The organism is Mesorhizobium dulcispinae (assembly GCF_033977345.1).
Lineage (GTDB): Bacteria > Pseudomonadota > Alphaproteobacteria > Rhizobiales > Rhizobiaceae > Mesorhizobium > Mesorhizobium dulcispinae.
Window position 1 is genome coordinate 91,287 of the sequence record NZ_JAVIIY010000004.1, and the last position, 14,405, is coordinate 105,691.

At 63.9% G+C, this 14,405-nt stretch carries 14 protein-coding genes; 8 read left to right on the forward strand and 6 right to left on the reverse strand.

Translation table 11 applies throughout. The features are described from left to right. Positions 1-257 precede the first annotated feature (257 nt). The 3 genes from acnA to RFN30_RS11355 all read left to right on the forward strand — a co-directional run bounded on the left by acnA (position 258) and on the right by RFN30_RS11355 (position 4,898). Positions 258-2,948, forward strand: a complete 2,691-nt coding sequence (gene acnA / locus RFN30_RS11345) for an aconitate hydratase AcnA (protein ID WP_320262178.1) — start codon at positions 258-260, stop codon at positions 2,946-2,948. 339 nt (positions 2,949-3,287) lie between these two features. Next, positions 3,288-4,091: a DUF1223 domain-containing protein gene (locus tag RFN30_RS11350; RefSeq protein ID WP_320262179.1), complete on the forward strand. Its 804-nt coding sequence runs from the start codon at positions 3,288-3,290 to the stop codon at positions 4,089-4,091. Between the two features lie 420 nt (positions 4,092-4,511). Continuing rightward, positions 4,512-4,898: a DUF2794 domain-containing protein gene (locus RFN30_RS11355; protein WP_127427149.1), complete on the forward strand. Its 387-nt coding sequence runs from the start codon at positions 4,512-4,514 to the stop codon at positions 4,896-4,898. A 101-nt stretch (positions 4,899-4,999) separates the two neighbouring features. Here the strand turns inward: RFN30_RS11355 and RFN30_RS11360 are convergent, their stop codons facing one another. The 4 genes from RFN30_RS11360 to RFN30_RS11375 form a co-directional block, all read right to left on the reverse strand. Beyond that, a complete protein-coding gene (locus RFN30_RS11360; RefSeq protein ID WP_320262180.1) occupies positions 5,000-5,575 on the reverse strand; it encodes a GNAT family N-acetyltransferase in 576 nt (191 codons plus the stop codon). Between the two features lie 119 nt (positions 5,576-5,694). After that, entirely contained in the window at positions 5,695-6,435 is a 741-nt protein-coding gene (locus tag RFN30_RS11365; protein WP_292473141.1) for a Bax inhibitor-1/YccA family protein, read from the reverse strand. A 253-nt stretch (positions 6,436-6,688) separates the two neighbouring features. After that, positions 6,689-9,187: an ABC transporter permease gene (locus RFN30_RS11370; RefSeq protein ID WP_320262483.1), complete on the reverse strand. Its 2,499-nt coding sequence runs from the start codon at positions 9,185-9,187 to the stop codon at positions 6,689-6,691. A 184-nt stretch (positions 9,188-9,371) separates the two neighbouring features. Then, positions 9,372-10,067, reverse strand: coding sequence for an ABC transporter ATP-binding protein (locus RFN30_RS11375; protein ID WP_320262181.1), 696 nt, complete (start codon positions 10,065-10,067; stop codon positions 9,372-9,374). Between the two features lie 82 nt (positions 10,068-10,149). Here RFN30_RS11375 and RFN30_RS11380 point away from each other — a divergent pair, with 82 nt between their 5' ends. Then, positions 10,150-10,791, forward strand: a complete 642-nt coding sequence (locus tag RFN30_RS11380; RefSeq protein ID WP_320262182.1) for an arylesterase — start codon at positions 10,150-10,152, stop codon at positions 10,789-10,791. Between the two features lie 121 nt (positions 10,792-10,912). Further along, entirely contained in the window at positions 10,913-11,509 is a 597-nt protein-coding gene (gene thpR, locus RFN30_RS11385; RefSeq protein WP_320262183.1) for an RNA 2',3'-cyclic phosphodiesterase, read from the forward strand. Here the strand turns inward: thpR and RFN30_RS11390 are convergent. Continuing rightward, positions 11,413-11,931 (reverse strand): low molecular weight protein-tyrosine-phosphatase, encoded by a 519-nt coding sequence (locus tag RFN30_RS11390; protein ID WP_320262484.1) that lies wholly within the window; start codon positions 11,929-11,931, stop codon positions 11,413-11,415. The two genes, thpR and RFN30_RS11390, sit on opposite strands and share 97 nt — an antisense overlap. A 109-nt stretch (positions 11,932-12,040) precedes the next feature. Here RFN30_RS11390 and RFN30_RS11395 point away from each other — a divergent pair, with 109 nt between their 5' ends. From RFN30_RS11395 to RFN30_RS11405, 3 genes are all read left to right on the forward strand, one after another. After that, positions 12,041-12,334: a 4a-hydroxytetrahydrobiopterin dehydratase gene (locus RFN30_RS11395; protein WP_320262184.1), complete on the forward strand. Its 294-nt coding sequence runs from the start codon at positions 12,041-12,043 to the stop codon at positions 12,332-12,334. A 442-nt stretch (positions 12,335-12,776) separates the two neighbouring features. Then, the gene (locus RFN30_RS11400) at positions 12,777-13,139 is read left to right on the forward strand and encodes a YkvA family protein (RefSeq protein ID WP_320262185.1); all 363 of its coding nucleotides are present in this window, start codon (positions 12,777-12,779) and stop codon (positions 13,137-13,139) included. Positions 13,140-13,405: 266 nt separating this feature from the next. Next, a complete protein-coding gene (locus RFN30_RS11405) occupies positions 13,406-13,912 on the forward strand; it encodes an invasion associated locus B family protein (RefSeq protein WP_320262186.1) in 507 nt (168 codons plus the stop codon). 82 nt (positions 13,913-13,994) lie between these two features. Here RFN30_RS11405 and RFN30_RS11410 read toward each other — a convergent pair whose 3' ends face one another. Further along, complete coding sequence (locus tag RFN30_RS11410; RefSeq protein WP_320262187.1) at positions 13,995-14,294, reverse strand: hypothetical protein; 300 nt, start codon at positions 14,292-14,294, stop codon at positions 13,995-13,997. Between the last annotated feature and the right edge of the window lie 111 nt (positions 14,295-14,405).

The following is a 14,405-nucleotide window of genomic DNA, read 5'->3' on the forward strand; positions in this document are numbered from 1 at the left end:
GCGGCCGCCGCCGCATCGCACAAATTTGCCTTTCGACTGTCTAGAACTATTCCAGGAAATTCTCTATATGCGGTTCATCCGTGCCAGCGGTCGGCGCGGGAGAAGAATTAGCGCCGAACCAGCGCACGCGCCGCCTTGAACGGCTCGGGTTGCTCGGGAGCGGACAGCGGAAATGGCCGTACCCGCACCTTTGCGCGTGATTGCATGCCATCGGCGTCCGTTCCCTTTCAGGCTGAACAGACAAGGACGGATCGCACGTGTCAAAATCCCTCGACAGTTTCAATTGCCGCCGCACCCTGACCGCGGGTGGCGCGGACTATATCTATTTCGACCTCGCCGAGGCCGAGAAGAACGGCCTTACCGGTATCGCCCAGCTGCCCTATTCGATGAAGGTGCTGCTGGAAAACCTGCTGCGCAACGAAGACGGCCGCTCGGTCACCAAGGAGAGCATCCAGGCGGTCGCGGCATGGCTCACCGACAAAGGCACGGCCGGCGTCGAGATCGCCTACCGCCCGGCCCGGGTGCTGATGCAGGATTTCACCGGCGTTCCGGCCGTGGTCGATCTGGCTGCCATGCGCGACGGCATCAAGGCGCTCGGCGGCGATCCGGAAAAGATCAATCCGCTGGTGCCGGTCGACCTCGTCATCGACCACTCGGTCATCGTCGACGAGTTCGGCACGCCGATGGCCTTCGCCCGCAATGTCGAGCTCGAATATGAGCGCAACGAGGAGCGCTACAAGTTCCTGAAATGGGGCCAGCAGGCCTTCCGCAACTTCCGCGTCGTGCCGCCCGGCACCGGCATCTGCCACCAGGTCAATCTCGAATATCTGGGCCAGGTCGTATGGACCAACTCGGAAGACGGCGAGACCACCGCCTATCCCGATACCTGCGTCGGCACCGATTCGCACACCACCATGATCAACGGCCTCGGCGTGCTCGGCTGGGGCGTCGGCGGCATCGAGGCCGAGGCCGCGATGCTCGGCCAGCCGGTCTCCATGCTTTTGCCCGAGGTCATCGGCTTCCGCCTCACCGGCAGGCTCAAGGAAGGCGTCACCGCCACCGACCTCGTGCTCACCGTCACCCAGATGCTGCGCAAGAAGGGCGTCGTCGGCAAGTTCGTCGAGTTCTTCGGCCCAGGCCTTTCCAACATGACGCTGGCCGACCGCGCCACCATCGGCAACATGGCGCCGGAGTACGGCGCTACCTGCGGCTTTTTCCCGGTCGACAGCGAGACCATCCGCTACCTGACCATGTCGGGCCGCGAGGAGAGCCGCATCGCGCTCGTCGAGGCCTATTCGAAGGCACAAGGCATGTGGCGCGACGCGGGCTCCGCCGATCCGGTCTTCACCGACCTGCTCGAGCTCGACCTCGGCGACGTCGTGCCGTCGATGGCCGGCCCGAAGCGCCCCGAGGGCCGCGTCGCCCTGCAGGACATTCCCGCCGGCTTCGCCAAGGCGATGGAGACCGAGTACAAGAAGGCCGCCGAGATCTCCAAGCGCTACGCTGTGGAAGGCGCCTCCTACGATCTCGGCCATGGCGACGTCGTCATCGCTGCCATCACCTCCTGCACCAACACCTCGAACCCGAGCGTGCTGATCGGCGCCGGCCTGCTCGCCCGCAACGCCAACCGGCGCGGCCTCAAGCAGAAGCCGTGGGTGAAAACCTCGCTGGCCCCCGGCAGCCAGGTGGTGGCCGAGTATCTCGAAAAATCCGGACTGCAGAAGGAGCTCGACCAGATCGGCTTCAACCTCGTCGGCTTCGGCTGCACCACCTGCATCGGCAATTCCGGCCCGCTGCCTGGGCCGATCTCGAAGACCATCAACGACAAAGGTTTGATCGCTGCCGCGGTCTTGTCCGGCAACCGCAACTTCGAAGGCCGCGTCTCTCCGGACGTGCAGGCGAACTACCTCGCCTCGCCGCCGCTGGTGGTGGCGCATGCGCTGGCCGGCACGGTGACCAAAGACCTCACCACCGAGCCGCTCGGCGAAGGCAGCGACGGCAAGCCGGTCTATCTCAAGGACATCTGGCCGACCTCGGCGGAGATCCAGGAGTTCATCGAGAAGAACGTCACGCGCGAGCTCTTCGCCCGCAAATATGCCGACGTCTTCAAGGGCGACGCGTACTGGCAGAAGGTCAAGGCGCCGGAAGGCCAGACCTATGCCTGGGACGATCATTCGACCTATGTGCAGAACCCGCCCTATTTCGCCGGCATGGGTCGCAGCTTCGGCCAGGTCGGCGACATCAAGGGCGCGCGCGTGCTCGGCCTCTTCGGCGACAAGATCACCACCGACCACATCTCGCCGGCAGGTTCGATCAAGGCGGCTTCGCCGGCCGGCAAGTACCTCACCGAGCATGGCGTCGGCGTCGCCGACTTCAACCAGTACGGCACGCGGCGCGGCAACCATGAGGTGATGATGCGCGGCACCTTCGCCAACATCCGCATCCGCAACCACATGCTGGGCGAGAACGGCCGCGAGGGCGGCTACACGATCCACTATCCCTCGAAGGAGGAGATGTCGATCTACGACGCGGCGATGGAATACAAGCGGGAAGGCGTGCCGCTGGTCATCTTCGCCGGCGTCGAATACGGCAACGGCTCCTCGCGCGACTGGGCGGCCAAGGGAACGAATCTGCTCGGCGTCCGCGCGGTCATCGCCCAGTCCTTCGAGCGAATCCACCGCTCGAACCTGGTCGGCATGGGCGTCATCCCCTTTGTCTTCGAGGAGGGCACCTCATGGGCTTCCCTCAACCTCAAGGGCGACGAGCTGGTCGAGATCGACGGCCTGGGCGCGATCAAGCCGCGCCAGAAGATGGTGGCCAAGGTCACCTACGGCGACGGCACGGTAAAGAACGTGCCGATCGTCTGCCGCATCGATACGCTGGACGAGCTCGACTACTTCAAGAACGGCGGCATTTTGCAGTACGTGCTGCGCGATCTCGCTGCGTAGCAGCAAGGGAATAGGCAGTAGGGAAAGACCCCTACTGCCTACTGCCTATTGCCTAATTAAATCGCCGCCCGCCAAGCATTAACCGGCCCGCTCCAAAGTCCAGGTCCGGTTCGCTCGCAATAAAGATCAGCCGGCATCAGGAGAGTTTACCGCACGGCGGCGATGCGGCCCCGAAATCGAACCGCATCGAAAAATGCAATGGTCTCTCCCACCGTTGCCTTACCTGCTGTCGCGCCGACAAAATTTCACCGCAACGTGACTTCCCGTTGACTGTCCGTTCTGCCACATATTTTAGCAATCAGAACAAGGCCGGCGTCACCGGCGGGAATTGGAACAGTCATGGCATTTCGAGGACCATTGCGGCTTGCGGCGGTTGCGCTGGCCGTTTCAACGTTTGCCGGTGCCGCGCCGGCAAGCGAGCCCGAGAAGCCGCAAGCCGACAAGATTCAGGCCGACAAATCTCAAGCCGAAAGACCTTTGGGCGTGGTCGAGCTTTTCACCAGCCAGGGCTGCAGTTCCTGTCCGCCGGCCGATGAATTCTTCGCCGAGCTGGCCGGCAAGGAAAACATCGTCGCGCTCGCCTACCACGTCAATTACTGGGACTATCTGGGCTGGCAGGACACACTGAGCACCAAAGAGAACACCGACCGGCAGTATGACTATATGCGTGCCTTCGGCAGCCGCTCGGTCTACACCCCGCAAGCCGTCATCAACGGCCGCAGCCACGTCAACGGCGCCAGCCGCAAGGAGGTCGACGGCGCGCTGGCCCGCATGGACAGGGCCGGCGAAGGCATGCGGGTCGGCATCAAGGTGAGCCGCACCAGCGACCGGGTCATGATCGACGCCGGTGACGCCGGCAACGGCCCGACCGACGCCCATGTGGTGATCGTCTATTTCGATCCGCCGCAGATGGTGAAGATCGGCCAGGGCGAGAACAGCGGCCGCAGCCTGACCTACTGGAACGCCGTCTCCGACATCCAGACCGCCGGCATGTGGCACGGCAAGGCGCAGCGCTACGAACTGCCGATGACCGAGATTGCCAAGAAAGGCGGCTGCGCGGTGCTGCTGCAGTCCGTCGGCAAGGATGGCATGCCCGGCCCGATCCTCGGCGCCGCCTTCATCCGCAAGCCCGACCGGCTTTAGCTCCCCCTTCTCCCACAAGAAGGGGAGAAGGAGGCGTTCCGCCAGACATTAAAAAACCGGCGTCAGCTTGCTTCTGACGCCGGTCATTCAGGTTTTGGGATCGTCGCACCTGATTTTTCCAAGGAAAAACCGAGGTTGGTTCGATCCGACGCTGACCCGTGGGCGGGGGGCTTGGGGTTTACGAGCCGGTGCCGGACCGAACCGTCTCAGGCAACGCGGGTAAACTCGTCGGACATTGGGGCATGAGCGCGGATAATTTGTGGCGAGAATGTGGCGGAGCATCACCAATTCCAACACGCGTTTTGCAAACGTGACTGGACCTTTCGGAAACCGCGCAGGCCCCGCATGCTTAGCCGGCCCTTGCAATTCGGCCGCGAAAGCGCGAACCTTGGTTGCGAGATTCAAGTGAAGGATCGAAGCATGACCGATCACGGCTGCGGGACGGAGGATGGGGAAGCATCCGGAATATTGATCCCGCTGCATGAGGCGCGCAGCGCGCGCCTCGATCAGCCGGTGCGCTTCGACCGGCGAGAGCTAGACCAAATCCTGAGGCTTTACGGGCGCATGGTGGCGGCCAATGAATGGCGCGACTATGCGATCGACCATCTCACTGATCGCGCTGTCTTTTCGGTCTTCCGCCGCGCCAGCGAAGTGCCGCTGTTCCAGATCGTCAAGGACCCGAAACTGGCGCGCCGGCAAGGCGCCTTCGCCGTCATCGCCGCCGGCGGACGCATCCTCAAGCGCGGCCAGGAGCTCGGCCGCGTGCTCGGCGTGTTCGATCCCAAGCTGAAGCTGGTCGAGGCTTAAGCGGAGAACTGAAGAATTGAGGAACTGAAGAACTGAAGAAAAACAGCCGTTATATCAGGCGCTTAGCGCCCTTTTCCTCAATTCTTCAATTCCTCAGCTCTTCAGTTCCTCTTTCCCTCGCGGAATTTCCGCTCGGGTAGCGAATCAGGATCCGGCGGCAGCAATGCGCCGCCGTTGAGGGGCAGCTGCATGAACACGGTGTCCAGCCAGCGCCCGTGCTTGTAGCCTGACCCCTCCAGGCGCCCGGAATGACGGAAGCCAAGCTTCTCGTGCAGCCGCACCGAGGCGCTGTCGGCATGGCCGTCGCCGATCACCGCGATGATCTGGCGAAAGCCTGGCAGGCGCGCCGCCTCGATCAGCGCCTGCATCAGCAGGAAACCGACACCCTGGCCCTTGGCCTCGGGCGCGACATAGACCGAATCCTCGATGACGAAACGGTAGGCGGGCCGTGGCCGGAACGGTCCGGCATAGGCATAGCCGAGCACGATGCCGTCCTTCTCCGCCACGAGATAGGGAAAGCCGCCTGCCGCCAAGCTGTCGAATCGATTGCCCATTTCGGCGCGGCCGGGCGGCTCCAGCTCATAGCTCGCCGTGCCATGTGTGACCGCGTCGGCATAGATTTCCGTGATTCGGTCGAGGTCGGTCGCAGCGGCGGGCCTGATCGCAATATTGCTCATAATTTGTGCAGCTCGTTTTTCTGCCCTGATATCAGCAGCGGGGCCTGCAAATGGAAAGGGCGGCCGTTGGGCCGCCCTTTCCGAAATCTATGGTCCAGTCAGACCTGAGCCGACAACCTTTAGCGGCGGTCGCCCATGAACTGCAGCAGGAACATGAACAGGTTGATGAAATCGAGGTAGAGCTGCAGCGCGCCCATGATCGCCTTGCGGCCGGCGACATCCGCGACGTCACCCTCGAAATACATCTCCTTGATCTTCTGCGTGTCGTAGGCGGTCAGGCCAGCGAACACCAGCACGCCGATCGCCGAGATGGCGAAGGCCAGCGCCGACGACGCCAGGAAGATGTTGATGACCATGGCGATCAGCAGGCCGATCACGCCCATGATCAGGAACGAGCCGAACGCGGTCAGGTCGCGTCTGGTCGTGTAGCCGTAGAGCGACAGCGCGCCGAAGGCCGCGGCCGTGGCAAAGAAGGTCTGGGTGATGCTTGTGCCGGTGTAGACGAGGAAAATCGTCGACAGCGACAGGCCGACAAGGCCGGCATAGACCCAGAACGTGGTCTGGGCCGCAGCCACGCTCATCGACTGGATCCTGAAGGACAGGAACATCACGGCAGCGAGCGGCGCCAGGATGACGACCCAGCGGAACGCGCTTGCATAGATGAGCTGGCCGAAGGCGGTCAGCTGGCCGTCGCCGGTGACGGCAAGCTGGAACGCACCCCAGGCGGCAAGGCCGGTGATGAGCAGGCCAAGCCCCATCAGGTTATAGACTTTGATCATATAGGCCCGCAGGCCCTGATCGATATCGACGCGCGCACCGGGGGCGGCGGACGTCTGGTAGTTGCGAATGGGATCAGCCATTGGAAATCCTCTGTTGCTTCTGCCCCGTCCGGTGACAGGTCACCAGATCATCATTTTTGGATGACCTCTTCGGGACCAGGCGCCGCTGGCGGGGCTCCAGCATGCCTGCGCAAAATATGAGCGTTCTCGACGTCAAGAACAAGACGGTAACGAGGGGTAACGCTTCGTGAGAAAGCAAAAGCCCGGTTTTCGGCCGTTTCGGCCGTCATCCTTACAAAGATTTAAGGCGCGAGCAGCTTCCCGGCATGCCGGATCAAAGGTTGCGCAGCACCGGCGCCGCCTTGTGGCCGAGCACCCGCCAGGTGCCGGCAAGGCCGATGCCGACGGTGACGGCGAGCGAAACGAGGATCGTCGCCACCGCCACTTCCGGCATGAAATGCGACGGCAGCGTCATGATATGCGCGACGACGAACCATGCCGCAATGCCGCCCGCTGCCAGCGCGAACAGCGCGGTCGCAAGGCCGATCAGCACATATTCCAGCGAGAAGGCGGTGATCAGCGTTTGCCTTGTCGCGCCGAGCGTCTTTAGCACCACCGCGTCATGGATGCGTGCCCGGTTGCCGGCTGCCAAAGCGCCGGAGAGCACCAGCACCGAGGCGATCAGCGCCACGCCGGCGGCGGCGCGGATCGCCGTCCCCAACTGCGCGACCAGCCGGTTGACGATGTCGAGCGCGTCCTTGACGCGGACCGTCGTCACCGCCGGAAAGGCGCGGGTGACTGCGTTGAGCAGCCGCGCGTCGTCGGCCGTGGTGGCTTTTTTGTCGGTCAGCGTTGCCAGCCAGCCATGCGGCGCGCCGGCGAAAGTGTTGGGAGAGAACACCATGACGAAGTTGATGCCCATGGTTTCCCACTCGACCTGGCGGAAATTGGCGATTTTCGCCGTCACGTTGCGGCCGAGCACGTTGACCGTGACGGTGTCGCCGAGCTTCAGCCCGATCGCCTTGCCCTCCTCGGCCGAGAACGACACCAGCGGCTCGCCGGAATAATCCTGCGGCCACCACGTACCTTCCGTCAGTGTCGCGTTCTCCGGCTGCTTGGCATCATAGGTCAGCCCGCGATCGCCGCGCAGCACCCAGGCGCCGTCGGCGGGGACCTTCACCTTGTCGACGTCGACGCCGTTGAGCGCCATGATGCGGCCGCGCAGCATCGGCACCTTGACCAGCGTTCCCCGCGGCGCCTCCTTGCCGACCAGGGCGGCGAAGGCGTCGACATCGCTGCTTTGGATGTCGACGAAGAAGAAATTCGGCGCCCGCTCCGGCAGGCTACCCGAGATCTGCCGCCGCAGATTGCCGTCGATCAGCGCCAGCGTCACCAGCAGCGTCAGCCCGAGCCCGAGCGACAGCACCACCGAAGGCGTCAGCGCGCCGGGGCGATGGATATTGCCGAGCGCCAGCCTGAGCGACACGAAACGCGCGCGGGGGCTCCGCCGGGCCGCCCATTGCACCAGCGCCGCCACCAGCCGCAGCACCAGGAAGGCAAAGACCGTGGCGCCGACGAAGATCGAGGCGATACGCCGATCGTCGGCGGAAAGGATGGCCAAAGCGGCCAGCACCAGCACGATCGCGAGAGCGGCACCGACATAGGGCAGGCGCGGCCAGCCGCGGCTTTCGAACCCCATCTCGCGGAAAAGTGCGGTCGCCGGCACGTCGCGGGCGCGGCCGAGCGGCAAGAGTGCGAAGGCCAATGTCACCAAGAGGCCGAACAGCGCCGCGATCGCGAGCGCGCCGGGATAGAAGCCGCCTTCCGCCGGCACCGGAATGACCGACTGCAGAAGCGCGCTCGCCACGAACGGCATCGCGGCACCCAGGATCAGGCCGAGCACGATGCCGAGGCCGGCAATCAGAAGGATCTGCACGAGATAGACCGCGAAGACGAAGCCGCCCGAGGCGCCGAGGCTCTTGAAGGTGGCGATGACGCCCCGCTTGCCGTCGAGATAGGCGCGCACCGCATTGGCTACGCCGACGCCGCCGACGACCAGCGCCGTCAGCCCGACCAGCGTCAGGAACTGCGAGAAGCGCTCGATGTTGGAGGAAAGCGCGGGCGCCGCGTTGCTGCGCGTGCGGATCGACCAGCCTGATTGTGGAAAATCTTTCGCCGCAACGGCTTGGATTTCCTTGATCCGCGCCTCGCTGGCGCCGTCGGGCAGCCGGACCTTATAGGCGTTCTCGACCAGGCTGCCGGGCTGGATCAGGCCGGACGCGGCAAGCCCGTCGTTCGAGATCATCAGCCGCGGCGCGAAGCCGAAACCGTCGGATATCGCGTCGGGCTCGCTGATAAGCCTCGCCCTCAGCTCGAAAGTGGCGCCGCCGAGCTTCAGCCGGTCGCCGATATGGAGATTGAGCCGATCGAACAAGAGATCGGGCGCGGCGGCGCCGAAGACGCCCGCTCGCTCGCCGAACAGCTCCCGCTTTGGCAGCGGCGGGTCGGTTTCCAGCGAGCCGTAAAGTGGATAGGCGTCGTCGACCGCCTTGGCTTCGACCAGCGCCTGGTCGGAACCGTCCTCGAGCCGCACCATGGAGCGCATGCCGGAATTCAGGGACACCGTGCCCAGGCTGTCGAGGAAGCCGCGCTCGGCAGCGGAAGCGCCGCGCTGGTTGATCTGGAAGCGCAGATCGCCGCCGAGCAGCGTCTGCCCCTGATTGGCGACGCCGGCGGTGATCGCCTGCGCCACCGAATTGACGCCGCCGATGGCCGCGACGCCGAGCGCGATGCAGGCAAGGAAGATCATGAAGCCGGACAGGCCGCCGCGCATCTCGCGCAGCGAGAAGCGGATGGCGAGCTTCAGCGTGCGAAGCCAGGCAACCCCCTCATCCGGCCGCTTCGCGGCCACCTTCTCCCCGGTGGGGAGAAGAGGCTGACGCCGGCGCTGGCGATCTCTTCTGCCCTCGGGGAGAAGGTAGCCCGAAGGGCCGGATGAGGGGGCTTCTGCCATGCGACTATGCCGTCACTTTAAGCAGGGGCGCGTCCTCGATGCGTCCCGAGCGCATCGACACCTGGCGCGCGCAGCGGGCCGCAAGCGCCGGATCATGCGTGACCAGCACCAGTGTCATGCCGCGCTCGGCCGCCTTGGCGAACAGAAGGTCGGCGATCTGTTTTCCCGTCGCCTGGTCGAGATTGCCGGTCGGCTCGTCGGCAATGAGGATGCGCGGCGAGGGCGCCAGCGCCCTGGCGATCGCCACGCGCTGCTGCTCGCCGCCGGAAAGCTCGCCGGGATAGTGCGTCACACGGTCGCTCAGGCCGACCGCCGCGAGCTCGCGCGCCGCCACCCCGAACGGATCGGCATGGCCGGCGAGCTCCAGCGGCACCGCGACATTCTCGAGCGCCGTCATGTTGGGGATGAGGTGGAAGGATTGGAAGACGATGCCGATGTTTCGTCCGCGAAACGATGCAATCTGGTCCTCGCTTTTGCCGTTGAGCAATTCGCCCGCGATCCGCACCGTTCCCGAATCGACGCTTTCCAATCCGGCCAGAACCATCAGCAAGGTGGACTTGCCGGATCCCGACGGGCCGACGATGCCGGTGGCCTCGCCGCCAGCCACGTCGAGGCTGATGCCCTTCAGCACATGGACGGAGGAAGCACCCTCGCCGAGCGTCAGCGAGACATCCCTCAGTGCGATGACGGCTTCTGTCACAATGAAAGCGTCCTATATGGTGGAAAAAGGAGACGAGAACGCCTCCTCCCGGGGATTGTTTCGGTCATATGGGGCTCGCCGCATGGCTTTCAAACATACTCTTGCCGCAGCCCTCGTCCTTTTCCTTTCGGTTTGCGGCGCCATTTCGTCGGCGCGCGCGGAGACCTTCAGCATCGTCGGCTTCGGTGACAGCCTGACGGCAGGCTTCGGCCTCGGCCCCGGTCAGGGCTTCACCGACAAGCTGCAGGCGGCGCTGAAAGCGAAGGGCCATGATGTCGCCGTCGCCAATGCCGGCGTTTCCGGCGACACCACGAGCGGCGGGCTGGCGCGGCTCGACTGGTCGGTGCCGGACGGCACGCGGCTCGTCATCCTTGAGCTCGGCGCCAACGACATGCTGCGCGGCGTTGCGCCCGACATCGCCGAGAAGAACCTCGACGCGATGCTGGCGAAGCTGAAACAGCGCAAGATCGCCGTGCTTCTGGCCGGCATGCGCGCGGCACCCAACCTCGGCGCCGACTACCAGAAGGCCTTCGATGCGATCTATCCGCGGCTCGCCGCAAAATATGACGTTCCGCTTTATCCGTTCTTTCTCGACGGCGTTGCCAGCCATTCCGACCTGCAGCTGGAGGATGGCCTGCATCCCAACCCCAAGGGAGTTGATGTCATGGTCAAGGGCATTCTGCCGGTCGTCGAAAAGGCCATCGCCGCCGATGGCGGTGCGTAGTGAGACCGGCGTGCAACGGTTTCCGTTGGGGAAACCTTGTGGACAACAAACCGCTTGCTCCGCGCTGATATCGATGATTCGCTAGGGGTGAGAGTTTCGATTCGAGGACAGGAGGCTTTTCATGCCACGTCTTTTCACCGCCCTCGAAATTCCGCGTGACGCTGCCCTTTCGCTGTCCCTGCTCCGGGGCGGCCTTCCCGGAGCCCGCTGGATCGATGTCGAAAACTATCATCTGACGCTGCGCTTCATCGGCGACATCGAAGGCCATGTCGCCGACGAGATCGCCAACGCGCTCGACCGCGTCAACCGTCCCTCCTTCTCCTTGACGCTCTCCGGCGTGGGCGCCTTCGGCGGCAAGAAGCCGCATGCGGTGTGGGCCGGCGTGTCCGCCTCGCCCGACCTGGTGGCGCTGCAGGGCGAAATCGACCGCATCTGCCAGCGGCTCGGCCTGCCAGCCGATCCGCGCAAGTTCTCGCCGCATGTGACGCTGGCGCGCCTGCGCAATGCGAGCCCGCTCGACGTCGCGCAATATCTTTCGGCGCGCGGCAACTTTTCCGCACTGCCCTTCCGGGTCGGCCGCTTCGTCCTGATGTCGTCGCGCGATTCGGTCGGCGGCGGCCCCTATATCGTCGAGGAAGCCTGGCCGCTGGTCGGCGCTGACACACGCGCGTCCAGCCGCTTCGCCAGCGCCTCCGACGCCTCGCGGATCATGCGGTAGACCGCAGCGAACTCTTCCGGCCCGTCATAGTAGGGGTCCGGCACGTCGCGCGCGTGTCCGCTGGCAAACTCCAGGAACAGATGGATACGTTCGCGCGCGGCCTCAGGCGCCAGCGCCTTGAGGTCGCGCACATTCGACCGGTCCATGCCGAGGATCAGGTCGAATCGCGAAAAGTCCTCCAGCGCTATTCTGCGTGCCCTTTGCCCGGAAATGTCGATGCCGTGGCGAATGGCGACCGAGATCGAGCGCGGATCGGGAGCGGAGCCGGCCTCCCAGCCACCGGTCGCGGCCGAATCGAGCACGATGTCGCGAGCCATTCCGCGCTCGGCCAGCACAGTGCGAAAGACACCCTCGGCCAGTGGCGAGCGGCAGATGTTGCCGAGGCAGACGAACAGAATGGAATTTATAGGCTTCGCGCTCATCGATCCGGCGGTAGTTTTATGCATGTCGTCGTCCCAAAAGCGCTGCGCACTTTTGGGCGACATGCACTATGGTGCAGGTCATTTTTCCCGAATAGCACAGGAACCCGACATGACCAGAGAGAAACTCAGCAAGGACGCGATCACCGCAGCGCTGGCGGAACTCGAAGGCTGGTCGCTGGCCGCGGACGGCGCCTCCATAAAGCGCAGCTTCGGCTTCAACAACTTCTCCGAGGCCTTCGCCTTTATGACCCGCGTGGCTTTGGCCGCCGAGAAGATGGACCATCACCCCGAGTGGTCGAACGTCTACAAAACTGTCGACGTGACGCTGAACACGCACGACGCCGGCGGTATCACGGCGCTCGACATCGAGCTGGCCAAGCGGATGAACCGGTATTTTCACTGAAGGCGAAAAGACTCGATTTTCAAGGGCGGCAGTTTGACTTTGTCATTCCAGGGCGGAGCAAGGAGCAAAGCGACGCGCGCAGACCCTGGAATCCATTCCGTGACCTTGGCCGAAGAATGCAGCGGGGCAGAATTCTGCACCGTGAGCGGCTCTCGAAAGTAACGGCATGGATCCTCGGGTCTGCGCGCGTCGCTTCGCTCCTTGCTCCGCCCGTGGATGACGATCGGAGGGATGCCTCGGCCAATCACCAGACTGAGGCGATTGCCAATCGCACTACCAACCGGCATTCGGAGTACTGCAGCACCATCTCTCTGCCAAACACCAGGTGATTCCGATTTTCCTGGCCAAGCGACCGCCGAACTCTTGTAGCAGCCCCGCGCTTTCACCACATTTTCCCGCGGCGAGCTGGCGCAACGGTGCACGCGCGGCCAAGGAGGGATGAATGGCGCAGGAATCCCGTTTCGATTTCTTCGGCTTCGGCGACAGGCTCGCCGGCGAGGGCGAGGTGCGCGAGAAGTTCTGGCGCACCGCCAAGAAGGCTGCCCGGCAGATCCCGTTCATGGACGAGGTGGTCGCCGCCTATTATTGCGCCATGGACAAGGACACGCCGCTGCGCGCCAAGGGCACCCTGCTCGCCGCGCTCGGCTATTTCGTGCTGCCGGTGGATTTCATCCCCGACTTCGTCCTCGGTCTCGGCTTCACCGACGACCTTGCGGTGTTGACCGCCGCGATCACCGCCGTCAGCGCCCACATCACGCCGGCGCACCGGCAGGCCGCCAGGGACGCCTTGGCCGACAAGAGTTGACCCCGGCCGGCTTTTAGGCACAACGAGACCGCGAAGCCCCGCGCGCGAAAAGACAAACTCTTGCCGCTTTCGTGGCCTCCAAGTTCGCGCCGGGACATCGTGATCGCCGCTTTGAAGCGGCGGCGCGAATGGCGGCGGTTTCCTGGGGTGAGGCTCCTTTTCTTGGGGAAAATTCACCGTTTGGTAACCCTGATTAAATCAAAATGAAGCGACGGCAGGACGCCAGGCGGCCCGCCTCCGCACCATTTGGGAATACGGAAAGAACGATGCGCGGATTGATTGCTACAGTTTCCAGCCTGGTCCTGGCGGCCGCCTTCGCGGTACCGGCGCTGGCCCAGCAGGCGACCAAGATCGGCCAGCACAATGCCTGGGGCACCTACAGCTATCAGTCGTCGGGCGGCAAGGTCTGCTACGTGCTGACGGTCCCGACCGACAAGCAGCCGCCGACGCTCGACCACGGCGACATGTTCTTCTTCGTCAGCCAGCGTCCGGGGCAGCAGGTGTCCTACGAACCGCAGTTCATCGCCGGCTACAATTTCCAGGAAGGCTCCAAGGCCACCGTCACCATCGACAAGAAGTCCTTCTCGATGTTCACCCGCGGCAAGTCGGCCTGGGTCGAGAACGCGGCCGAAGAGCCGGTGCTGATCGCCGCCATGAAGACCGGCACTGACATGAAGGTGCAGGCCAAGTCCGGCCGCGGCAACCCCACCTCCTACGTCTTCTCGCTGAAGGGCATCTCCGCCGCGCTGGCCTCGATCGCCAAGTGCAAGTAGGCAAGAGTCATATCTGACGATTGGGCCGGGCCTCCAAGCCCGGCCTTTTGCTTTTCACATACCGACTTGCCGTCAGGCTGGCTCACATCGCCATTTTTTCACATTCGGCCCGGGCCTTCTTGGTCGACGTATCGATCATGTAGGCTTTGCCCTTGGCGTCGGTGATCATCATCATGCAATGCTTCATCGGCTTGGCCATCTTCATCATTTCCGCGCTCGTCTTGGCGTCCGGCATCATGGTGCCCATATGCCCGTCGGGCATGATCGCCGTCACTTGCCCACCCTTCATCATGGTCATCGTGCCCATCGTATCCTCGGCAAATGCCTGCGAGGCAAAAAGGCTTGCAAGGCCGGCCATGGCAACAAGCTTGATCGAATGCATTCCGCGTACTCCCATTTTCTGCAGGGGCATAGTCGCCCCTTTCAGGTTCGCGGGCGCGCTTCGAGCTGTTACGCCAACACGAATATGTGATCTGTTTCCGCGGCGGGAATG

What these genes read in the sequence shown, in the direction of transcription:
- RFN30_RS11400 (WP_320262185.1), top strand. Translation starts at nt 12,777, where the DNA reads ATGGCGCAGGAATCCCGTTTCGATTTCTTCGGCTTCGGCGACAGGCTC.
- RFN30_RS11370 (WP_320262483.1), bottom strand. Translation starts at nt 9,187, where the DNA reads ATGCGCGGCGGCCTGTCCGGCTTCATGATCTTCCTTGCCTGCATCGCG.
- RFN30_RS11390 (WP_320262484.1), bottom strand. Translation starts at nt 11,931, where the DNA reads ATGAGCGCGAAGCCTATAAATTCCATTCTGTTCGTCTGCCTCGGCAAC.
- RFN30_RS11355 (WP_127427149.1), top strand. Translation starts at nt 4,512, where the DNA reads ATGACCGATCACGGCTGCGGGACGGAGGATGGGGAAGCATCCGGAATA.
- RFN30_RS11410 (WP_320262187.1), bottom strand. Translation starts at nt 14,294, where the DNA reads ATGCATTCGATCAAGCTTGTTGCCATGGCCGGCCTTGCAAGCCTTTTT.
- RFN30_RS11380 (WP_320262182.1), top strand. Translation starts at nt 10,150, where the DNA reads ATGGCTTTCAAACATACTCTTGCCGCAGCCCTCGTCCTTTTCCTTTCG.
- RFN30_RS11405 (WP_320262186.1), top strand. Translation starts at nt 13,406, where the DNA reads ATGCGCGGATTGATTGCTACAGTTTCCAGCCTGGTCCTGGCGGCCGCC.
- thpR (WP_320262183.1), top strand. Translation starts at nt 10,913, where the DNA reads ATGCCACGTCTTTTCACCGCCCTCGAAATTCCGCGTGACGCTGCCCTT.
- RFN30_RS11395 (WP_320262184.1), top strand. Translation starts at nt 12,041, where the DNA reads ATGACCAGAGAGAAACTCAGCAAGGACGCGATCACCGCAGCGCTGGCG.
- RFN30_RS11360 (WP_320262180.1), bottom strand. Translation starts at nt 5,575, where the DNA reads ATGAGCAATATTGCGATCAGGCCCGCCGCTGCGACCGACCTCGACCGA.
- RFN30_RS11365 (WP_292473141.1), bottom strand. Translation starts at nt 6,435, where the DNA reads ATGGCTGATCCCATTCGCAACTACCAGACGTCCGCCGCCCCCGGTGCG.
- RFN30_RS11350 (WP_320262179.1), top strand. Translation starts at nt 3,288, where the DNA reads ATGGCATTTCGAGGACCATTGCGGCTTGCGGCGGTTGCGCTGGCCGTT.